Origin of the sequence: Janthinobacterium sp. LPB2021202312-11-4 (assembly GCF_037049705.1) — a bacterium.
GTDB lineage: Bacteria > Pseudomonadota > Gammaproteobacteria > Pseudomonadales > Pseudomonadaceae > Aquipseudomonas.
Window position 1 is genome coordinate 250539 of record NZ_JBAGKV010000002.1, and the last position, 21990, is coordinate 272528.

A 21990-nucleotide genomic window follows, 5' to 3' on the forward strand; every position below is an offset into this window, starting at 1 on the left:
CCTACGGGGTAAGCGTAAACAACAATCCATGTAGGAGCTGCCGAAGGCTGCGATCTTTTCGGCCCCTACAGATCGTCAATATGGCGATACTCAGCGTGCAGCTCGCTAGCCAATACCTTAGCCCGCCCCAACCGAATCGGCCCGCGCTCGATATCAATCAGCAGCCCCGGACACGCCAGCACCGGCAACCCCGGCCATTCTTTCAAACGCCCATCGGTCACCAACAACAAACGCTGCTGTTCTGCCGGAAAGCGCTTTTGCCGAGCGCTCAGCCATTGCCCCGCCTCACCGAGCGCCGCAAGCAACGGCGTGCCACCGCCCGCCCCCAACCCGCCGAGCCAGTCACGCAAACCGCTGGAAGCCTTGAGACCTTGGACCTGCCACTTCGGCGTATTGCCGCTGGCGGTCAATAACGCCAGCCGTGCCCGCTGCCGGTAAGCGTCATCGAACAGTTGCGCCAACAGGCCCTTGGCATCGCTCAACGCCTGATGACGGCGGGTCGAAGCCGAAGCGTCGACGATCACCAGCCACAGCTCATGGGCCGAACGGGTGCGCAAATGAAACAGCAGATCTTCATGCCGACGCGGGCGACCATTGAGCAGCGTGCCGGGCCAGTTGATCGAGCCTTGCGGGGCGGCTCGACGTTTGCCTTGGCGACCATGCTCCAGGCGTCCGGCGCGGGGTTTGGCATTCGCCCCCGCGTCAGATCGAGGGCGAATGCCTAGGGCTTTTTTGGCCAGCTCGGCACCTCACGTCGGGCACCTACCGGCAGCGCCTGGGCGGGCATTTCACCCCATTGGCCCTGGCCTTCGCCGGGGTTGGCGGGTTGGGTCGAGGGCGGCTGAGTGTGTTGCGGCGCCGGTGGCGACTGCTCGCGACGGCGATGGCGCAAGGCAAACTCGGCGACCGCGTCGATATCTTCCTCGGCAATTGCACCTGCCCCGCGCCAGGCAGCGTGAGCACGGGCAGCGCGCAGCCAGACCAGGTCGGCGCGCAAACCATCGACACCGGCGGCAAAGCAGCGCTCGGTGATCTGCGCCAGCGCGGCGTCGTCGAGGGGAATGTTCGCCAATGCGCTGCGGGCCTGCTGGCAGCGTTCGCGCAGGGCGTGCTGCTGGCTTTCCCACTCCGCGCAGAAACCTTGAGGGTCGCTGTCAAAGTCCAGCCGACGACGGATGATCTGACCCCGTTGCATCGGCTCGGTGTGCCCACTGAGCGCAACGTTCAGGCCGAAGCGATCGAGCAGTTGCGGCCGTAGCTCTCCCTCTTCCGGGTTCATGGTGCCGATCAGCACAAACTTCGCCGAATGCCGATGGGAAATGCCGTCGCGCTCGATCAGGTTGGTGCCGCTGGCGGCCACGTCGAGCAGCAGGTCCACGAGGTGATCGGGCAGCAGGTTGACTTCATCGACATAGAGCACGCCGCCGTCAGCCTTGGCCAATACACCGGGGGAAAATTGTGCGCGCCCCTCGCTCAGGGCGGCGTCGAGGTCAAGGGTGCCGACCAGACGTTCTTCGGTGGCGCCCAGGGGCAAGGTGACGAATTGACCGCTGGCGAGCAGATCGGCCAGGCCACGGGCCAGAGTCGATTTGGCCATGCCGCGCGGGCCTTCGATCAGCACGCCGCCGATTTTCGGGTCGATGGCGGTCAGGTACAGGGCGAGTTTCAAGTCATCGGCACCGACCACGGCGGAGAGCGGGAAATGCGGGGTGTCGGTCATTATTAAGTCTCGGTCATGGTCGGTGATCCATCAGCAGCAACTTCATTCCCTGTGGGGTTATGTGCACTAGCCGTCTTCTTCTATATCGAGCAACAAATTCTCCAGCGCCTCGCGGTACTCGCCCGGCTCCTGCCACATCCCGCGCTGTTGCGCTTCCAGCATCCGCTCGGTCATGTCCCGCAATGCATGGGGATTGTGCTCGCGGACAAAGTCCCGGGTCGCCGGGTCGAGCAAGTACGCATCTGCCAACAACGCGTACTGGTGATCGTCGATCAACCGGGTGGTCGCATCAAAGGCAAACAGGTTATCGACCGTCGCCGCCAGTTCAAACGCGCCTTTGTAACCGTGGCGCTTCACGCCGTCGATCCACTTCGGATTCGCTGCCCGGGAACGAATCACCCGGTTCAACTCTTCCTTCAAGGTGCGGATTTTCGGCAAGTCCGGCTGGCTGTGATCGCCGTGGTAACTGGCCGCCGCTTCGCCGCTGAGGGTTTCCACGGCGGCAAGCATACCGCCCTGGAATTGGTAGTAGTCGTTGGAATCGAGCAAGTCGTGCTCGCGGTTGTCCTGATTCTGCAACACCGCTTGCACCTGGCTCAGACGCTGGGCGAACTGCTCGCGGGCGGCGGTGCCTTCGTCAGCGCCGCCATAGGCGTAACCGCCCCAGTTCAGGTACACCTCGGCCAGGTCCTCACGGCTTTGCCACAAGCGACCGTCGATAGCGCCCTGCACGCCGGCGCCATAGGCACCGGGCTTGGCCCCGAAAATCCGCCAACCGGCCTGACGCCGGGCGGCTTCTTCGTCCAGACCACTTGCCTGCAAGGCTTCACGCTCGGCCCGGACCTTGGCCGCCAGTGGATTGAGATCGTCCGGTTCATCGAGTTCGGCAACCGCTTGCACGGCAGCATCGAACAGGCGAATCAGGTTGGCGAAAGCGTCGCGAAAGAATCCGGACACGCGCAAGGTCACATCGACCCGTGGACGGTCCAGCAAACTGATCGGCAGAATCTCGAAATCATCGACCCGCTGACTGCCCGTGGCCCACACCGGGCGCACGCCCATCAACGCCATGGCCTGGGCGATGTCGTCGCCGCCGGTGCGCATGGTCGCCGTGCCCCAGACCGACAGGCCGAGCTGACGCAAGTGGTCGCCGTGGTCCTGCAAGTGACGCTCAAGAATCAGGGTGGCGGACTGGAAGCCGATACGCCACGCCGTGGTGGTCGGCAGGTTGCGCACGTCCACGGAATAGAAATTACGGCCGGTGGGCAACACGTCGAGCCGCCCGCGACTCGGCGCGCCACTCGGGCCCGCCGGCACAAAACGACCACTGAGAGCGTCGAGCAAGCCGCGCATCTCTGCGGGGCCGCAGGCGTCCAGGCGTGGCACGACCACTTCGCACAAGTTGTCGAGAATGGCACTCACGTCGGACCAACCCGCCTCCTGTAGGAGCGGGCTGTTGTGGTGAGGTGCGTTCAACGTCTGCTCGATCAATTGCGCGGCGAACAATTCCAGACGTTCACGGGTATCCCCCGCCGTGCGCCAGGCTTCATCGCTGATCGATTGCAACTCAACGGGACGCGGCCCGGTCCATGGGTCGGCCAACGCACAATCCAGCGGATCAAAGCCCAGTTCAAACGCCTTGGCCAATGCCCGCAGCACGCTCGATTGCGCGCCGCGTCCATCACCTCGGGGAATGCGCAACAACGCCAGCAAGGTATCGATGCGCAAACGCCCGGTCGGCGATTCGCCAAAGATGTGCAGGCCATCGCGGATCTGCGATTCCTTCAAATCACACAGGTAGGTGTCCAGACGCGGCAGCCAGATCGCCGCATCCGCCTCGCTGTCGAGTTTTTCGTCCAGTTGCAGCTCGCGGTCGATGTGGGTCTCGCGCACCAGTTGCAGGATGTCGCGCTGCAACTCTCGGGCGCGACGCGGATCGAGCAGTTGCGCTTCGTAGTATTCGTCCGCCAGTAGCTCAAGGTTACGCAGCGGACCGTAGGTTTCAGCGCGGGTCAGCGGCGGCATCAGGTGATCGATGATCACCGCTTGGGTGCGGCGCTTGGCTTGGGCGCCCTCGCCCGGGTCATTGACGATAAACGGATAGATGTTCGGCAGCGGCCCGAGCAGCGCGTCCGGCCAGCAGTTTTCCGAGAGCCCGACACCCTTGCCCGGCAGCCATTCGAGGTTGCCGTGCTTGCCGACGTGAATCACGCCATGGGCGCCGTAGGTGTTGCGCAGCCAGAAATAGAACGCCAGGTAGCCGTGGGGCGGCACCAGGTCCGGATCGTGATACACCGCGCTCGGATCGACCTGATAACCCCGGGCCGGCTGAATGCCGACGAAGGTCAGGCCGAAACGCAGGCCGGCGATCATCATCCGTCCGCCCCGGAACATCGGATCGTTTTGCGGTGGGCCCCAACGTTCCAGCACCGCTTGGCGGTTGGCCTCGGGCAAGGCGTCGAACATCAAAAAGTAGTCGTCCAGCCCCAGACTTTGCATGCACGGGCGCTGGTCGAGGGTGTCGAGGTCATTGCTGACGCCGCCGAGCAACTGCTGGATCAATGCGGTGCCGCTGTCCGGCAATTCGGCCGGCAGCGGATAGCCTTCCTTATACAAAGCACGCAGGATATTCAGCGCCGCCGCTGGCGTATCGAGGCCGACGCCGTTGCCGATGCGACCATCGCGCGTCGGGTAGTTGGCCAGGATCAACGCAATGCGCTTTTCGCCGTTTGGCAGCCGCGCCAGCTCGATCCAGCGCCGCGCCAGTTCGGCGACGAAGTCCATGCGTTCCGGTTGCGGGCGGTAGCAGACCACATCGGACTGACTGCGCTCGCTGCGCCAGGCCAGGTCCTTGAAACTGATCGGGCGGCTGATGATGCGTCCGTCGAGTTCCGGCAGCGCGATGTGCATCGCTAGGTCACGCGGGCCGAGGCCTTGTTCGCTGGCACGCCAGCCGGGCTCGTTGTCCTGGGCACAAATCGCTTGAATGACCGGGATGTTGCGGCGAAACGGTCGCAAATGCGGGGCTTCGGGGCTGGATTGTGCGAAACCGGTGGTATTCAAAATCACCGCCGCTTCCACTTCATCCAGCAGGTCCTCGACCACCGTCAGGCAACCGGGCTCTTTCAAACTGGCCACGGCCATCGGCAACGGATTCAACCCCGCCGCCTGCAAGCGCTGGCAGAAAACATCGATAAAACCGGTGTTCGCCGCTTGCAAATGCGAGCGGTAAAACAGCACCGCCGCCACCGGTTGATCGGCCTGCCAGTCGGCTTGCCAATCGCGCAGTTCAGCGGGGCTTTTGTGCGGGTGATAGATAGCGGTGCGCGGCAGGGTTTGCGGCTCGCCCCAGGCGTAATCGCGACCCAGCCAACGAGTGGCCAGGCAACGGAAAAAATCCAGGGCATTGCCCATGCCGCCCTGACGCAGAAATTGCCAGAGGCGGTCGCGGTCTTCTGCGCCGACGGTACTCAAGTCGCTGAGTTCCGGGTCCGGGCGGTCATCGCCGGGCACCAGAATCAGTTGCACGCCGCGCTCGGACAGCTCGACCAAGCGCTCGACGCCGTAGCGCCAATAGCCGATGCCGCCGTGCAGGGAAATCAGAATCACCTTGGCGTGGCGCAGCACTTCATCCACGTACAAATCCACCGAGGCGTGGTTTTGCACCTGCATCGGATTCGCCAGACGCACGCTCGGGTAATCGTCGGGCAATTGCTGCGCCGCTTCGGCGAGCAGCGCCAGGCTGGAGTCGCCGCTGCACAGGATCACCAGTTCGGCAGGGGTTTGTCCAAGGTCGGCGATGTTGTCATCCGACACGAAACCGCCGGGCTGGGTCCTGAGCAGGTGCATGGCTTAGACGCTGAGCGCGGCGCGCAATTGCGCTTCGAGTTGAACGGCGTCGAGTTCCTGGCCGATCAGCACCAGACGCGTAGTACGCGCTTCATCGGCGCCCCACTGACGGTCGAAATGCTTGTCGAAACGCGTGCCCACGCCCTGGATCAACAGGCGCATCGGTTTGTTCGGGATCGCGGCGAAACCTTTGACGCGCAGGATGCCGTGCTTGACCACCAGTTGGGTCAGCGCGTCCATCAGCAGGCTTTCGTCGGCTTGGGGCAGCTCAATCGAGATGGAGTCGAAAGCGTCGTGGTCGTGATCGTCTTCACCTTCGTGGTGATGATCGTGATGACTGTGGCGGCTGTCGATGTGTTCTTCGGAACCGGCGCCGAGGCCGATCAGCACGTCCAGTGGCACGCGACCGCTGCTGGCTTCGATGATTTTCACCGCTGGCGGCAACTCTTCGGCGACTTCCAGGCGTACGCGGGCCAGGTCTTCAGGACTGATCAGGTCGGCCTTGTTGAGGATGACCAGGTCGGCGCTGGCCAGTTGGTCGGCGAACAATTCGTGCAGGGGCGATTCGTGGTCCAGGTTCGGGTCAAGTTTGCGCTGGGCATCCACTTGATCCGGGAACGCGGCGAAAGTGCCGGCGGCCACGGCCGGGCTGTCGACCACGGTGATTACCGCGTCAACGGTGCAGGCGCTGCGGATTTCCGGCCACTGGAAGGCTTGCACCAGTGGTTTAGGCAGGGCCAGGCCCGACGTTTCGATCAGGATGTGGTCGAGGTCGCCGCGACGGGCGACCAGTTCGCGCATCACCGGGAAGAATTCTTCCTGAACCGTGCAACACAGGCAGCCGTTGGCCAGTTCATACACGCGGCCGTTGGCTTCTTCTTCGGTGCAGCCGATGGAGCACTGCTTGAGGATTTCGCCGTCGATGCCCAGCTCGCCGAACTCGTTGACGATCACCGCGATGCGGCGACCCTGGGCGTTGTCGAGCATGTGGCGCAGCAACGTGGTTTTGCCCGAGCCGAGGAAGCCGGTAACGATGGTGACGGGGAGTTTGGCCAGTGTTTTCATCGGATGCCCTTTGGCAAGGTGGCGGGCATACGGGACGACAACCGCGGCGATGAATGCGCGGAAGATTTCGCCACCGGATCACCCCGCCCGGTTGTAGTGAGAATTCGTTTCGAGGCAGGTCTCCTGGCTTTCAGTGCGCCGGCCTTGAGGGGCTGGCATTCGCTGCGCCTTCCCGCGAACCCGTTGCCAGGGTTTGCAGTGGCGTGGCAGCGAACATCACCGTTCACAGTTGCGGGGGCAGCCGCGGCATCGACCGCGTTCCCTTCTTAGCTTCGGCAAGCGCCGAAGAACCTCGAAAGCGCAAGGCTACGCATGGTGCGGGGGCGGGTCAATCATTGCGCGGTTCGCGTCCCCCCGTAGGAGCTGCCGAAGGCTGCGATCTTTTGAGCTTGCTTTTTAAGATCAAGATCAAAAGATCGCAGCCTTCGGCAGCTCCTACATAGAGCCATCAACCTTCGGCCCTATTGAGAACCCTTGCCAATTGACTCCCCCGCCCCGCCCATGGTCTCCTACACGCCTTGTTACGGGTGCCCTTCACAGGGTGAAACGGGAAACCGGTGAATCATGTGCTTTACTCTAAAGTCATGTCAGTCCGGTGCTGCCCCCGCAACGGTAAGCGAGCGAAGAATCAGATCCACTGTGCCAGCAGTTCGGCATGGGAAGGTGATTCTTGCAGGTCCGGCGCAAGCCTCGACCCCTCGCGAGCCCGGAGACCGGCCCGCAACACAAAGTGACCAGTACGATCACTGAATAACAAACCCGCGGTGGGCGGGCGCTGTTTGAACCTCTGCGCGCTCGCTCGCAGGGGTTTTCATGCGCTCAATTCACCCGCTGACAGACCAGAGGGAAGCGCCATGTCGATCATCAGCAGCACCGACCACAGCAGCACCGCCAGCACCACCACTACCCTGAGCCAACGCCTGACCGCCGCCGTTTGCGCGTCGATCCTGGGCGCGTGCCTGGTGTATTTCGCCGGTTTCTCGCACATCGAAGCGGTGCACAACGCTGCGCACGATACCCGTCACAGCTCCGCGTTTCCGTGCCATTGAGACCTGACGACATGATCAAGCGTATTGCGCAAACCGCAGGTTTCACCGGGCTGCTGGCCGCCCTGCTACTGACCCTGCTGCAAAGTTTCTGGGTCGCCCCGCTGATTCTTCAGGCGGAAACCTACGAAAAATCCGAACCGGCGGTGGTGGTTGCTCACGAGCACACCGAAGGCGCGATGGCTGCACATACCCACGACGCCGAGGCCTGGGAGCCGGAAGACGGCTGGCAGCGCGTGCTGTCCACCACCGGCGGCAACCTGGTGGTCGCAGTCGGCTTTGCGTTGATGCTCGCAGGCCTCTACACCTTGCGCGCACCGACCAAAACCGCTCAAGGCCTGCTCTGGGGTCTGGCCGGTTATGCGACGTTCGTGCTGGCACCGACCCTTGGCCTGCCGCCGGAACTGCCGGGCACCGCTGCCGCCGATCTGGCCCAACGGCAGATCTGGTGGATCGGCACCGCCGCCTCTACAGCTGTCGGCATCGCGCTGATCGTGTTCAGCCGTCACTGGTTGATGAAGATTCTGGGCGTGGCAATTCTGGCAGTACCCCACGTGATTGGCGCGCCGCAACCGGAAGTCCACTCGATGCTGGCCCCGGAAGCACTGGAATCTCAGTTCAAAATCGCTTCGCAGTTGACCAACATAGTGTTCTGGCTGGCCCTGGGCCTGATCAGTGCCTGGTTGTTCCGCCGCAAAAGCGATGGTCAATACCACGCATGACCGATAACAGCACAGCGCCGACGTTAGTGGTCGGCCTGGGCTGCCAGCGCGGCTGCCCCGCCAGCACGCTGCGGGCGTTGCTCGATCAGGCATTACAGGCGCATCAAATCGAATTGCGGTCGATCACGGCGCTGGCCAGCATCGACCTGAAACGTGATGAACCTGGCCTGATCGAGTTGGCCGCTCAACTGGGGCTGGAGGTGATGTACTTCACCAGCGACGAATTGGCCGGTTATCAACCGCAACTCAGCCATCGCTCCGACATTGCGTTCGAACGGACCGGTTGCTACGGCGTGGCGGAAAGTGCCGCCCTGGCACTGGCCGAACAACTGGCCCAGGCACCGGCAAAATTGCTGATTTCCCGACAAAAATACGCTCAGGCCACCCTCGCATTGGCCAGCGGCGCCTGAAATCCCCGATAATCCCCGCCTTCGATCATGAGCAATCTTCATCTGAAGCCTTGCCAAGCCCTTTTTTCACAGACTTTTTTCACAGGAACAGATGATGACCGTCTACTTCATTGGCGCAGGTCCCGGCGACCCGGAACTGATCACCGTCAAGGGCCAGCGGCTGATTCGCAGTTGCCCGGTGATCATCTACGCCGGTTCGCTGGTCCCCGCAGCAGTGCTGGAAGGCCACCAGGCTGAAACGGTGGTCAACAGTGCCGAATTGCACCTGGAACAGATCATCGAACTGATCAAGACTGCCCACGCCAAAGGCCAGGATGTGGCTCGCGTGCATTCGGGTGATCCGAGCTTGTATGGCGCGATTGGCGAGCAGATTCGTTACCTGCGCGAACTCGATATCCCGTTTGAAATCATCCCCGGCGTCACGGCGACCGCTGCCTGCGCGGCACTGCTGGGGGCTGAGCTGACGTTGCCGGACATTTCACAAAGCGTGATTCTGACCCGCTACGCCGACAAGACTGCGATGCCGGCCGGTGAAGAGCTCGGCAGTCTGGCGCAGCACGGGGCGACCATGGCGATTCATTTGGGGGTTAATCATCTGGAGAAGATCCTGGCCGAATTGCTGCCGCATTACGGCGCGGATTGCCCGATTGCAGTGATTCACCGGGCGACCTGGCCGGATCAGGATTGGGTGGTGGGAACGTTGGAAGATATCGCGGCGAAGGTTGAGGCCAAAGGGTTTCGGCGTACGGCGTTGATATTGGTGGGTCGGGTATTGGACAGTGACCACTTTAGTGAGTCGTCGCTGTATCGTGCGGGGCATGCGCATCTCTACAGACCCTAAGATCAAAAGATCGCAGCCTTCGGCAGCTCCTACAGGGAATATGATCTCCCGTAGGAGCTGCCGAAGGCTGCGATCTTTTAGCTTCACCCATAAAAAAACGGCGCTCACGGGGCGCCGTTTTTTATGTTTGCAGCGAACACCTTACTCAGTAGTAGGCGTTTTCTTTCTGCGTGTGGTCGGTCACGTCGCGCACACCCTTGAGCTCGGGAACGCGCTCGAGCAAGGTGCGCTCGATGCCTTCGCGCAAGGTGACGTCCGCCTGGCCGCAGCCCTGGCAACCGCCGCCGAACTTCAGCACCGCAATGCCGTCATCGACCACATCGATCAGGCTGACCTGACCGCCGTGGCTGGCGAGCCCCGGGTTGATTTCGGTTTGCAGGTAGTAGTTGATGCGCTCGTTGACCGGGCTGTCGGCGTTGACCATCGGGACTTTGGCGTTTGGCGCCTTGATGGTCAGTTGGCCGCCCATGCGGTCGGTGGCGTAGTCGACTACCGCATCGTCCAGGAAGGCTTCGCTGAACGAGTCGATGTACGCGGTGAAGCTTTTGAGCCCCAGCGCGGTGTCTTCAGGTTTTTCTTCGCCCGGCTTGCAGTAGGCAATGCAGGTTTCGGCGTACTGGGTGCCAGGCTGGGTGATGAAGACGCGGATGCCGATGCCTGGGGTGTTCTGCTTGGAGAGCAGATCAGCCAGATAATCGTGGGCGGCGTCAGTAATGGTAATAGCGGTCATGGAAACTCCTCGCAGGCTTGGGCGGAGTTTACGCCAATCATCGCGCGGCACAAAGTCCTAGTATTTATGTCGGGAAAGCGCAGCCAGCGGTTGAGCAACCGTTTCGCCGTCAATCCAGGCTTTAAGCCACCGATAGCTGCGTTTTTCCACCCATTCGTAACTGACCCAGGAACCCAGGCCGATAGTCGCCACGCACACCGCAAACATCACGTAGGGATTCACACCATAACGCTGTGCGACAAATCCGCCGGCCGACAGCACCAAAACGTGCATCAGGTACACCGAGTAGGAACAATTCCCGAGCAACGCAAACACCCGGTTGTTCTCGACATAGCGTTCCAGCGAGATGCACGCGATGACCAATACGGCGCTCGGCAAGCCCCACGCCAGCAATCGAGGCTGTGGCGACCATTGATAAATGGCCAGTAACGCCCCGCCAATCCCAAGCAGCGGCAACCACAACCCAGGCTTGATCCAGCCTTTGCGGTAGATCATGCCGATGGCGATCCCCAGCAAAAACTCATAAACGATGCCTGAACGGTAGAACTCGCTGACCCAGCCATAACCGGTCCAGGCCTGGCACACCGCGAACAATAGCGCCGCGACGATCAACAACCGCACCTGCAAGCGGAACAGCAGCGCCCAGGCAAACAGCAGGTAAAACAGCATTTCGTAGTTCAGCGTCCAGCCGACATTGAGGGTCGGATAAATCCCATAGCCGCCAGGGTTCTGCGTAGGAATAAACAGCAGCGACAGCAGGAAATGCGACCAGTCGACCGTCTGATCCGGCAACAGCGGTTGCGCGAACAGCACCAGCAGCGCCATCAGCACGGTGTATAGCCAATACGCCGGGACGATCCGGCACAGCCGATACAGCAGAAACCGCGCGGGCGGCAGCGATTTGCCTTCGGTGGAGAGGAAGATCACCAAACCGCTGATGACAAAAAAGATGTCGACACCCACCGCACCTTTGTCGACAAACGCCTGCCCCACAGGCCCGCGGGCCTTGAAGTCGAAAAAAATCTGCATGAAGTGATGGCAGACCACCGCCCACGCGGCGAGTGCGCGCAGGGCTTGTACTGAAATCAACATGGATGAGCCCCTCTGTTCAAATCACCTCATACCCCTTGTAGGAGCGAAGCTTGTTCGCGAAAGCGGTCTGACCGTCGACATCAATGTTGAATGTGACGGCCTCTTCGCGAGCAAGCTTCGCTCCTACAGGGGATTGGCGGCGCATACAGGTGGGACACTCACGGATCTGCAAAAGTCGATCAAAGATTCTCGTAGCGGTTCATGTCCAGCACACCCTCTTCCACCGGGTCGGTTTCGTGGACGTAGGTACTCAGGTCGTGAAAGTAGAACCAGAATTGCGGATGGCTACGCCGAATCCCCCAGCGCTCGACGATTTTCTCGAAGCGGTTGGCATTTTTGGCGTTTTCCATCGCATCGACGAACTCCGGCACTTGCTCGGCTGGAATGTTGAACATGAAGTTCGGATAGCTGCTGAGCACACCCGGATAAATGGTCAAGGTGTCGAGCCCCGGCTGGTAACGCAAGGACTCACCCAACAGGAACGCGACGTTGCTGTGGGCACGGTTGCGCAGCAGGCTGTAAATCTCGCGTTTGCCGTTCGCGGCTTCGATGCGCAGCATCGTCGCTTCCGGCAACTGATCGATCACCTTCAAACCCGCCGCCGGTCTTGAGGTCAGGCGACTCAAGGCCTGCTCGGCGTTCTGCAACGCCGGGTCAATGTTCGGCCGCGAGCAATACGCGCCGTCGCAGCGGTTGATGGGGTCAGGCTTGGCGTTGAGGTCGCCGTAACGAGTCAGCAATTGCCGGGCGAAATCCCGTTTCGGGTCTTTTTCGTCGAGTTTCAGCGCAGTGGGTTTATCGTTGTCGATGGCCTCGTAATCCAGCCACATCTTGAACTTGCCACTGCTTTGGTACCAATCGTCCAGGTAGTCAACCCGGGAATCGGCCGGCATCAGACGCAGGAAACTCTGTTCCGCGCCGTTGCGGATCAGATCGAAGTACAGCCGCGTCTGGGCCTGGTGGGAGACGTTGCCAAACACATCGAAGTTGACCGCCAACTGGTAATACGTGCGTTCCAGCAACGGGAAGTCGAACAACCAGATGGTTTGCGGCACGTCGCCGATCAGGCCTTTGTTTACGGAGGCGCTGTCGAAATGCCGGAAAATCGTCAGCAAGGCGTTGTCATTCCCCGCCCACAGCGTCGACCAACTCGGTGCCGGCGCGTCGGCGTAGCTGTCCCGGCGCAGGGCTTCGTAGTCGTTACGCTTGTTGCGGTAGTCGTGCCACAGGCTCAGGACGCTGCCGACATCGTCGTTCTGCCCCGGCATCGCCAGCAGCGGCGTGGCTTGGCCGCGATAGTTCGGGTCGGTGATGTACAGGTCGTGCTCCGGGGCCTGGAACAGCGCCCAGAAGTTGTCGCGAATGACGTCCGTGGCGATCTGCCCACGGCACACCGGGCCGCGAATAAAGGTGCGTACGAAGTATTCGGCGTTATCGAGCATGAACTGATAACGCGCCTGGGCCGGGATCGCCTCGAACGTGGTGAATGGATTTGCCCGGCGCTCCGGCCCGTAACCCGGCAAGGCGTTGACCTGCCAGTTACCGCTGAAAAACAGGCTTTTGACCCGGGACAGCTTCGCCGCGCTCAGGGGATAGGTGATGTGGGTCTTTTGAACGATCACCCCTTGCACCGGCCACAACCGGTAATAAATTTGCGTACCCGGGTCGTCGTTTGGCCGGCGGGTGTTGATCAAATCGATGGGCTGGCCGGTCGGTGTGCGCGAACGTACCCACTGGAAGAAATGCCCCGGCTCGCCGTCCTTGAAGTAGATGTGCGCCAGGAACCAGTGTTCGAACAGCCAGCGGCCGACAAGACTGCCGCGTGAACCGTTGGTGTTGAGCAGGTTTTCCCACTGCACCACTTGCAGCGCTTCGGTGGCGCTGGGCACCAGGCCTTGCTGGTCAATCGGCGCACCGGACGCGAGCCAGCGTTGCAACGTCTGGTATTGCTGATCGGTCAGGCCGGTGACGGCCAACGGCATGCCTTCTTTCGGGTGGGTGCCGGCATAACCGTCGAACTCCGCCGGCATGGCGCACATGTTTTCCCGGTTCAGGCCCAGCACGATGTCTTCCGGCAATTTGGCGTTGGGCGTCAGCGGGGTTTTGTGGCCCAGCTCCAGCATCCGCGCCATCAACGCAGCCTGGCTGCCCTGGGCGTCGAGTACCGAATAGAAGTCCTTGTGCTGCCAGGCGAGTTTGCCGAAGGCGTCATAGAACAAGCGGGTCGGTGCCGCAGCCACACTGCGCTCGCCGTCGTAGACCGGGGATTTGGTCGCGCCACGGGCCGCGCCTTCGCCGCTGCCCAGGTTGAGCTGACAAGCGGCGTCGTAGCAGGCGTGGCAGGCCACGCACTTTTCGGTGAAGATCGGTTGGATGTCGCGGGTGTAGGAAATTTCGGGACTTTGCGCAACGGCGCCCCAGCTTGAAAGCAGCAATAAAATGCTGACGACGACGCGATACGACATGTCCCTGGTCCCGATCATGAAAAAACGTCGCGATTCTACCGGTCCAGACCTGCCGCCAACATGAACGATATTCATGCAAAACCTTGGCATGCTCTAAAAGCGCACAGGTTTGCTATTATCCCGGCCCTTCGTCATGGCCTTACCGAGTAGTCCCAATGTCCGATCGCAGCGTTCGCCTTCAAGCTCTCAAGCACGCCCTCAAAGAGCGCATCCTGATTCTCGATGGCGGCATGGGCACGATGATCCAGAGCTACAAGCTCGAAGAGCAGGATTACCGTGGCAAACGCTTCGCCGACTGGCCGAGCGATGTCAAAGGCAACAATGACCTGTTGGTGTTGACGCGCCCGGACGTGATCGGTTCGATCGAAAAAGCCTACCTGGATGCCGGCGCCGACATTCTGGAAACCAACACCTTCAACGCCACCCAGGTGTCCCTGGCCGACTACGGCATGCAGGGCCTGGCGTACGAGTTAAACGTAGAAGGCGCGCGCCTGGCCCGCAAGGTGGCCGACGCCAAGACCCTGGAAACCCCGGAGAAGCCGCGTTTCGTCGCCGGCGTGATCGGGCCGACCAGCCGCACCTGTTCGCTGTCGCCCGACGTGAACAACCCCGGCTACCGCAACGTGACCTTCGATGAACTGGTGGAAAACTACACTGAGGCCACCAAAGGCCTGATCGAAGGCGGCGCCGACCTGATCCTGATCGAAACCATTTTCGACACCCTGAACGCCAAAGCCGCGATCTTCGCCGTACAGGGCGTGTTCGAAGAGTTGGGCATCGAATTGCCGATCATGATTTCCGGCACCATCACCGACGCCTCCGGCCGCACCCTGTCGGGCCAGACCACCGAAGCGTTCTGGAACTCCGTGGCCCACGCCAAGCCGATTTCGGTCGGCCTGAACTGCGCCCTCGGCGCCAGCGAGTTGCGTCCGTACCTCGAAGAGCTGTCGAACAAGGCCAGCACCCACGTTTCCGCGCACCCGAACGCCGGCCTGCCGAACGAATTCGGCGAGTACGATGAACTGCCGGAGGAAACCGCCAAGGTCATCGAAGAATTCGCCCAAAGCGGTTTCCTCAACATCGTCGGCGGTTGCTGCGGCACCACGCCGGGCCACATCGAAGCCATCGCCAAAGCCGTGGCCGGTTACGCGCCGCGTGAAATCCCGGACATCCCGAAAGCCTGCCGTTTGTCGGGCCTGGAACCGTTCACCATTGATCGCAGCTCGTTGTTCGTCAACGTCGGCGAGCGGACCAACATCACCGGTTCCGCCAAGTTCGCGCGGCTGATTCGCGAGAACAACTACACCGAAGCCCTGGAAGTTGCCCTGCAACAGGTTGAAGCCGGCGCCCAGATCATCGACATCAACATGGACGAGGGGATGCTCGATTCGAAGAAGGCCATGGTGACCTTCCTCAATCTGATTGCCGGTGAACCGGACATCTCCCGCGTACCGATCATGATCGACTCCTCCAAGTGGGAAGTGATCGAAGCCGGCCTGAAGTGCATCCAGGGCAAGGGCATCGTCAACTCGATCAGCATGAAAGAAGGCGTCGAGCAGTTCATTCATCACGCCAAACTGTGCAAGCGCTACGGCGCCGCCGTGGTGGTGATGGCGTTTGACGAGGCCGGCCAGGCCGACACCGAAGCGCGCAAGAAAGAAATCTGCAAACGCTCCTACGACATTCTGGTCAACGAAGTGGGCTTCCCGCCGGAAGACATCATCTTCGACCCGAACATCTTCGCCGTGGCCACCGGCATCGAAGAACACAACAACTACGCCGTGGACTTCATCAACGCCTGTGCCTACATCCGCGACGAACTGCCGTATGCGCTGACCTCCGGCGGCGTGTCCAACGTGTCGTTCTCATTCCGGGGCAACAACCCGGTGCGCGAGGCGATCCACTCGGTGTTCCTGCTGTATGCGATCCGCAACGGCCTGACCATGGGCATCGTCAACGCCGGCCAACTGGAGATCTACGACCAGATCCCGGCCGAATTGCGTGACGCCGTGGAAGACGTAGTGCTCAACCGCACCCCGGAAGGCACCGACGCCCTCCTCGCCATCGCCGACAAATACAAGGGCGACGGCAGCGTCAAGGAAGCCGAGACCGAAGAGTGGCGCGGCTGGCCGGTCAACAAGCGTCTGGAACATGCGCTGGTCAAGGGCATTACCACGCACATCGTTGAAGACACTGAAGAATCCCGCCAGTCGTTCGCTCGCCCGATCGAAGTGATCGAAGGCCCGCTGATGTCCGGCATGAACATCGTTGGCGACCTGTTCGGCGCCGGCAAAATGTTCCTGCCGCAGGTGGTGAAATCCGCCCGCGTGATGAAGCAGGCCGTGGCCCACTTGATCCCGTTCATCGAGCTGGAAAAAGGCGACAAGCCGGAAGCCAAGGGCAAAATCCTGATGGCCACGGTCAAGGGTGACGTGCATGACATCGGCAAGAACATTGTTGGCGTGGTGCTCGGTTGCAACGGTTATGACATCGTCGACCTCGGCGTGATGGTCCCGGCGGAGAAGATCCTGCAGGTGGCCAAGGAACAGAAGTGCGACATCATCGGCTTGTCCGGGCTAATCACGCCGTCGCTGGATGAAATGGTCCACGTGGCCCGTGAGATGCAGCGCCAGGACTTCCATCTGCCACTGATGATCGGTGGCGCGACCACCTCCAAAGCGCACACGGCGGTGAAGATTGAGCCAAAGTACAGCAACGACGCGGTGATCTACGTCACCGACGCCTCCCGCGCCGTGGGCGTGGCGACGCAGTTGCTGTCCAAGGAGTTGAAGCCGGCGTTCATCGAGAAGACGCGCCTGGAATACATCGAAGTTCGCGAGCGCACCGCCAACCGCAGCGCCCGTACCGAACGTTTGAGCTACCCGGCGTCCATCGCCAAGAAGCCGCAGTTCGACTGGAGCACTTACGAGCCGGTCAAACCGACCTTCACCGGCTCTCGCGTGCTGGACAACATTGATTTGAAGGTGCTGGCCGAATACATCGACTGGACGCCGTTCTTTATCTCCTGGGACCTGGCCGGCAAGTTCCCGCGCATCCTCGAAGACGAAGTGGTCGGTGAGGCTGCCACCGCGCTGTACGCCGATGCCAAGGAAATGCTCGCCAAGCTGATCGACGAGAAACTGATCAGCGCCCGTGCGGTGTTCGGTTTCTGGCCGGCCAACCAGGTGCGCGAGGATGACATCGAAGTCTACGGCGATGACGGCAAGCCGTTGGCCAAGCTGCATCACCTGCGCCAGCAGATCATCAAGACCGACGGCAAGCCGAACTTCTCCCTGGCCGACTTCGTCGCGCCGAAGGACAGCGAAATCACCGACTATGTGGGTGGCTTCATCACCACCGCCGGGATCGGCGCCGAAGAGGTGGCCAAGGCCTATCAGGACGCTGGCGACGATTACAACTCGATCATGGTCAAAGCCCTGGCCGACCGTTTGGCCGAAGCTTGCGCCGAGTGGCTGCACCAACAGGTGCGTAAAGACTATTGGGGTTATGCCAAGGACGAGACGCTCGACAACGACGCGTTGATCAAAGAGCAATACACCGGCATCCGCCCTGCTCCCGGCTACCCGGCCTGCCCGGATCACACCGAGAAAGGCACGCTGTTCGCCCTGCTCGACCCTGAAGCCAGCGAAATGCAGGCCGGGCGTAGCGGCGTGTTCCTCACCGAACACTACGCGATGTTCCCGGCGGCAGCGGTCAGCGGCTGGTACTTCGCGCATCCGCAGGCGCAGTACTTTGCAGTGGGCAAGATCGATAAGGACCAGGTGCAGAGCTATACGTCGCGCAAAGGCCAAGAATTGAGCGTGACCGAGCGCTGGCTGGCGCCGAACCTGGGTTACGACAACTAAGTTCACAAGCAAGATCAAAAGATCGCAGCCTTCGGCAGCTCCTACACAGGTGTACACATGACCCTGTAGGAGCTGCCGGAGGCTGCGATCTTTTTTTGTGGCCGCCGCTTGAGCGACAGATTGTCTATGCTTGCCTCACACACCTAAGTGACGAGGGATTTATGGACGATCCAGTCGACAACAAGCCACCCACCTTCCTGCAGATGCTCCACAGCGTGGTCGCCGCCGCTTTCGGGGTGCAGAGCGGGAAGAATCGCGCCCGGGACTTTACCCATGGCAAGCCGAGTCATTTCGTGGTGATGGGGATTCTGTTCACGGCCGTCTTTGCGCTGACGCTGTTTGGCATCGTGAAATTGGTGCTGCTGCTGGCTGGAGTCTGAAACCCGACTCAGTGCATCAACGTTTGCAGGCTGAACGGGTAGCGATAAGTCGTCGGCCGGCCCTTGGCTGACAGGCGCCGGAAGTTCACGCCAAAATCTGGCGAATCCCCCATCGCCAACAATCGCCTGGCCTGGGCCTTGTCGATCAGTTGCAACAACCGAATCTGCCGGTCGCGGCCGCCGTACTGACTCACATCCACCCCTTGATCGTAATCATGCAACTCCACCAACGCCCATCCGCCGAGGGTGAAGTGCCCGCCCAGCAATACGCTGAGGCGCCCGTCAACCCTGGCGGTCAACGCGGCGGGCGAGGTATTGAAGGCGCTGAACAGCGCATCCTTGCCCGGCATGCCCCCCGTCTCCGAATACGCCTGCATGGCGCCAAACGCCATCTCGTCATTGGCCGACCACACCAGTGAAACCTTCGGGTAACGCCGAAACAGCAGTCGCGCCTGTTCGTAGGCGCGGTCACGGGTCCAGCCGCTGTAGACCAGTTGCCGCAAACGCACTTCCGGGTGTTCGGCCAAGGCGCGCAGCATGCCTTTTTCGCGCAATTGCGCCGACGGGGTGATCTTCAGGCCGGAAAACGCCAACAACTCGATGGGTTGACCTGCGGCCGCCGGGTGCAGGCGAATCAGTTCCTTGAGCATCAGGTAACCGGCCTCCTCGTCATTGGGCACCAGGCTGCCCAAGCGATCCGGCCGTTCACCCAACAGGCTCAACTGATTGTCGGTCAGCGAGGCGTTGACCATGAACAGCTTCACGCCACTGCCCTCGGCCAGGCGAAAAATCTGCGGGGCGACGTATTGTTCGTTGGCGAACACCAGGTAGTCCGGGCGATTCGGGCCTTGCAGCGCCGTGCGCGCCTGGGCAATCGTCAGCTCGGGCATTCGTTGGGAATAAAGGATCTGCAGGTCCATGCCCAGATCCTTGGCCGCCGCCTGCATGAACTGCGAGTAGCTGATCCAGAAAGCTTCCGTGCTGGCTCCAGGATTCAGGAACAGCACCGACGCCGCTTGGGCACACGATCCCAGGACCATACCCAGCGTCAGCAGCACACCACACAGAAACTTCAACATTAATCGTCCGAGCCCCGGAAATTCGCCGCGCATTATAGCCAGCGAACACCCGCAAAACGGGGGTTTATTCCGGTTTTCGTCCGACAATCGTCGGAACCGGGCCCGGACGGGGTCGCTATTGGTGGCTGACCCAGAACACGGCGGTTCCTACGACCAGGATAATCAGGAACAAAATCGCCCAGGCATCAACGGTACTGTCGCTTTTCCTTGCTTTGGTCGGGTTGCTCATTGCATCGCCTCTTGTCGGTTTTATCGGTGATTGCATAAGGACACGAGCACAGTAAAGACGACGATTGCCCGCACCGCGAATGTGGGTTTATCAATAACGGTTCTCGTTAGTCGTTTTGGTTCTTTACATATACTCAAACATCACTTTTGCGCATAACTGCAAACTGGTATCTTGCCCCGGCTCCGTAGGGAGTGCGCGGCCGTGCGCGCAGAATTGCCGAGGCAGTATCGGAGACTTCAGCAAGCGAAAAACGCAACTGGAACCGACCGGCCCAAGCCTGAGAACAGGACTTATATGTACGTATACGACGAGTACGATCAGCGGATCATCGAGGACCGCGTCAAGCAGTTCCGTGATCAGACCCGACGCTATCTGGCAGGCGAGCTGAGCGAAGAAGAATTCCGCCCCCTGCGCCTGCAAAATGGCCTTTACATCCAGCGTTTCGCGCCGATGTTGCGGGTCGCGGTGCCTTACGGCCAACTGACTTCGCGCCAGACGCGAATGATGGCCAAGATTGCCCGTGACTACGACAAGGGCTATGCCCACATCAGTACCCGGCAGAACGTGCAGTTCAACTGGCCGGCGCTGGAAGACATCCCGGACATCCTCGCTGAGCTGGCGACCGTGCAGATGCACGCGATCCAGACCAGCGGCAACTGCCTGCGCAACGTCACCACCGACCAGTTCGCCGGTGTCGCTGCCGACGAGTTGATCGACCCGCGTCCGTGGTGCGAAATCGTCCGTCAGTGGACGACGTTCCACCCGGAATTCGCCTACCTGCCGCGCAAGTTCAAGATCGCTATCAACGGTTCGACCTCCGACCGTGCCGCCATCGAAGTGCATGACATTGGCCTTGAGCCGGTGCACAACGCGGCGGGCGAGTTGGGTTTCCGCGTGCTGGTCGGTGGCGGCCTGGGCCGTACGCCGGTGGTTGGCGCGTTTATCAATGAGTTCCTGCCGTGGCAGGACCTGTTGAGCTACCTCGATGCCATCCTGCGGGTCTACAACCGCTACGGCCGTCGCGACAACAAGTACAAGGCGCGGATCAAGATCCTGGTCAAAGCCTTGACCCCTGAAGTGTTCGCGCAAAAAGTCGATGCGGAAATGGAACACCTTCGCGGTGGCCAGACCACGCTGACCGACGCCGAAGTGCATCGCGTCGCCAAACACTTCGTCGATCCGGACTACAAGTCCCTGGACAACCAGGCGCAAGCACTGGCCGACCTCGACAAAGAACACCCGGGTTTCGCCCGCTGGCGCACCCGCAACACCCTGGCGCACAAGAAGCCGGGTTATGTGGCCGTAACCTTGTCCCTGAAACCGACCGGTGTTGCACCGGGCGACATCACCGACAAGCAGCTCGACGCCGTGGCCGACCTGGCCGAGCGTTACAGCTTCGGTCAACTGCGCACCTCCCACGAACAGAACATCATCCTGGCCGACGTTGAACAGTCCCAACTGTTCGCCATGTGGGGCGAGTTGCGCGAGCAAGGTTTCGCCACGCCGAACATTGGCTTGTTGACCGACATCATCTGCTGCCCTGGCGGTGATTTCTGCTCCCTGGCCAACGCCAAGTCGATCCCGATCGCCGAATCGATCCAGCGTCGTTTCGACAACCTGGACTACCTGTTCGACATCGGCGAACTGGACCTGAACATCTCCGGTTGCATGAACGCCTGTGGTCACCACCACGTCGGCCACATCGGCATCCTCGGCGTGGACAAGAAAGGCGAAGAGTTCTACCAGGTGTCCCTGGGTGGCAGCGCCAGCCGTGACGCGAGCCTGGGCAAGATCCTCGGCCCGTCCTTTGCCCAGGAAGCCATGCCTGACGTGATCGAGAAGCTGATCAACGTGTACATCGAACAACGTCACGAAGATGAGCGTTTCATCGACACCTATCAGCGTATTGGCATCGACCTCTTCAAGGAACGCGTCTATGCAGCGAATCATTAAGAACAACGAGGTCGTCGACGAAACCTGGCACTTGCTGCCCAAGGATTTCAACATCGACGAGATCAGCAACTGTGACGACCTGATCGTGCCGCTGGCGCTGTGGCGCGAACACGGCCGTATGCTCAAGGCCCGCGATGGCGGCCTGGGCGTGTGGCTGGACGCCGATGAAGAAGCCGAGGAAATCGGTGAAGACGTGGACCAGTTCCAGGTGATCGCCCTGAACTTCCCGGCCTTCACCGATGGCCGCAACTACTCCAACGCCCGCCTGCTGCGTGACCGTTATGGTTTCAAAGGCGAGCTGCGGGCGATTGGCGATGTGCTGCGCGATCAGTTGTTCTACATGCACCGCTGCGGGTTCGACGCCTTTGCCATTCGCGCCGATAAAGATCCGTACGAAGCCCTTGAAGGTCTCAAGGACTTCTCGGTGACGTACCAGGCAGCCACCGACGAACCGTTGCCGCTGTTCCGTCGTCGCTGATCCGTCAGCGCGAAACACAAAACCTTGAGCCACGGCAGCGATGCCGGTGCTCAAGGTTTTTTTTC

17 protein-coding genes and 2 riboswitches are annotated in these 21990 nt (G+C 61.0%); of the genes, 9 read left to right on the plus strand and 8 right to left on the minus strand.

What is annotated here, in order from left to right; genetic code table 11:
* Positions 1 to 65 precede the first annotated feature (65 nt).
* Positions 66 to 557, minus strand: a complete 492-nt coding sequence (locus V5E99_RS03170) for a VWA domain-containing protein (RefSeq protein WP_499800867.1) — start codon at positions 555 to 557, stop codon at positions 66 to 68.
* Between V5E99_RS03170 and V5E99_RS03175 the strand changes: the two genes are divergently transcribed.
* Entirely contained in the window at positions 558 to 725 is a 168-nt protein-coding gene (locus V5E99_RS03175) for a hypothetical protein (protein WP_499800869.1), read from the plus strand.
* On the opposite strand, the gene V5E99_RS03180 is transcribed toward V5E99_RS03175, so the two are convergent.
* The 3 genes from V5E99_RS03180 to cobW form a co-directional block, all read right to left on the minus strand.
* A complete protein-coding gene (locus V5E99_RS03180; protein WP_499800870.1) occupies positions 722 to 1720 on the minus strand; it encodes a magnesium chelatase ATPase subunit I in 999 nt (332 codons plus the stop codon). The two genes, V5E99_RS03175 and V5E99_RS03180, sit on opposite strands and share 4 nt — an antisense overlap.
* Before the next feature lie 66 nt (positions 1721 to 1786).
* Positions 1787 to 5569 carry a cobaltochelatase subunit CobN gene (gene cobN, locus V5E99_RS03185; protein WP_499800871.1) on the minus strand — a complete coding sequence of 1261 codons (3783 nt, stop codon included), beginning with the start codon at positions 5567 to 5569 and terminating at the stop codon, positions 1787 to 1789.
* Between the two features lie 3 nt (positions 5570 to 5572).
* Positions 5573 to 6634 carry a cobalamin biosynthesis protein CobW gene (gene cobW / locus V5E99_RS03190; RefSeq protein WP_499800872.1) on the minus strand — a complete coding sequence of 354 codons (1062 nt, stop codon included), beginning with the start codon at positions 6632 to 6634 and terminating at the stop codon, positions 5573 to 5575.
* Between the two features lie 96 nt (positions 6635 to 6730).
* Positions 6731 to 6944, minus strand: a riboswitch (cobalamin riboswitch).
* 198 nt (positions 6945 to 7142) lie between these two features.
* Positions 7143 to 7370: riboswitch (cobalamin riboswitch) on the plus strand.
* A 118-nt stretch (positions 7371 to 7488) separates the two neighbouring features.
* Here cobW and V5E99_RS03195 point away from each other — a divergent pair.
* From V5E99_RS03195 to cobM, 4 genes are all read left to right on the plus strand, one after another.
* Complete coding sequence (locus V5E99_RS03195; protein WP_123509533.1) at positions 7489 to 7683, plus strand: CbtB domain-containing protein; 195 nt, start codon at positions 7489 to 7491, stop codon at positions 7681 to 7683.
* 11 nt (positions 7684 to 7694) lie between these two features.
* Positions 7695 to 8402 carry a CbtA family protein gene (locus V5E99_RS03200; protein WP_499800874.1) on the plus strand — a complete coding sequence of 236 codons (708 nt, stop codon included), beginning with the start codon at positions 7695 to 7697 and terminating at the stop codon, positions 8400 to 8402.
* Positions 8399 to 8812, plus strand: a complete 414-nt coding sequence (locus V5E99_RS03205; RefSeq protein ID WP_499800875.1) for a cobalamin biosynthesis protein — start codon at positions 8399 to 8401, stop codon at positions 8810 to 8812. The genes V5E99_RS03200 and V5E99_RS03205 overlap by 4 nt, the downstream gene beginning before the upstream one ends.
* A 94-nt stretch (positions 8813 to 8906) precedes the next feature.
* Positions 8907 to 9653, plus strand: coding sequence for a precorrin-4 C(11)-methyltransferase (gene cobM / locus V5E99_RS03210; RefSeq protein ID WP_499800876.1), 747 nt, complete (start codon positions 8907 to 8909; stop codon positions 9651 to 9653).
* Positions 9654 to 9798: 145 nt separating this feature from the next.
* On the opposite strand, the gene nfuA is transcribed toward cobM, so the two are convergent.
* The 3 genes from nfuA to V5E99_RS03225 form a co-directional block, all read right to left on the minus strand.
* Positions 9799 to 10383 carry a Fe-S biogenesis protein NfuA gene (gene nfuA / locus V5E99_RS03215; protein WP_017339169.1) on the minus strand — a complete coding sequence of 195 codons (585 nt, stop codon included), beginning with the start codon at positions 10381 to 10383 and terminating at the stop codon, positions 9799 to 9801.
* 57 nt (positions 10384 to 10440) lie between these two features.
* Positions 10441 to 11475 (minus strand): acyltransferase family protein, encoded by a 1035-nt coding sequence (locus V5E99_RS03220; RefSeq protein ID WP_499800877.1) that lies wholly within the window; start codon positions 11473 to 11475, stop codon positions 10441 to 10443.
* Between the two features lie 179 nt (positions 11476 to 11654).
* Complete coding sequence (locus V5E99_RS03225) at positions 11655 to 13940, minus strand: fatty acid cis/trans isomerase (RefSeq protein WP_499800878.1); 2286 nt, start codon at positions 13938 to 13940, stop codon at positions 11655 to 11657.
* 155 nt (positions 13941 to 14095) lie between these two features.
* Here V5E99_RS03225 and metH point away from each other — a divergent pair, with 155 nt between their 5' ends.
* Positions 14096 to 17806 carry a methionine synthase gene (metH, locus tag V5E99_RS03230; RefSeq protein ID WP_499800879.1) on the plus strand — a complete coding sequence of 1237 codons (3711 nt, stop codon included), beginning with the start codon at positions 14096 to 14098 and terminating at the stop codon, positions 17804 to 17806.
* 161 nt (positions 17807 to 17967) lie between these two features.
* Entirely contained in the window at positions 17968 to 18186 is a 219-nt protein-coding gene (locus tag V5E99_RS03235) for a DUF2970 domain-containing protein (RefSeq protein WP_499800881.1), read from the plus strand.
* A gap of 8 nt (positions 18187 to 18194) precedes the next feature.
* Here V5E99_RS03235 and V5E99_RS03240 read toward each other — a convergent pair whose 3' ends face one another.
* Positions 18195 to 19265, minus strand: a complete 1071-nt coding sequence (locus V5E99_RS03240; RefSeq protein ID WP_499800882.1) for an ABC transporter substrate-binding protein — start codon at positions 19263 to 19265, stop codon at positions 18195 to 18197.
* Between the two features lie 523 nt (positions 19266 to 19788).
* On the opposite strand from V5E99_RS03240, the gene V5E99_RS03245 reads away from it, so the two are divergent.
* Both V5E99_RS03245 and V5E99_RS03250 read left to right on the plus strand, forming a co-directional pair.
* Positions 19789 to 21447, plus strand: coding sequence for a nitrite/sulfite reductase (locus V5E99_RS03245; RefSeq protein WP_499800883.1), 1659 nt, complete (start codon positions 19789 to 19791; stop codon positions 21445 to 21447).
* Positions 21431 to 21925 carry a DUF934 domain-containing protein gene (locus V5E99_RS03250; RefSeq protein WP_499800884.1) on the plus strand — a complete coding sequence of 165 codons (495 nt, stop codon included), beginning with the start codon at positions 21431 to 21433 and terminating at the stop codon, positions 21923 to 21925. Before V5E99_RS03245 ends, V5E99_RS03250 begins: the two co-directional genes overlap by 17 nt.
* The last annotated feature ends 65 nt before the right edge of the window (positions 21926 to 21990 follow it).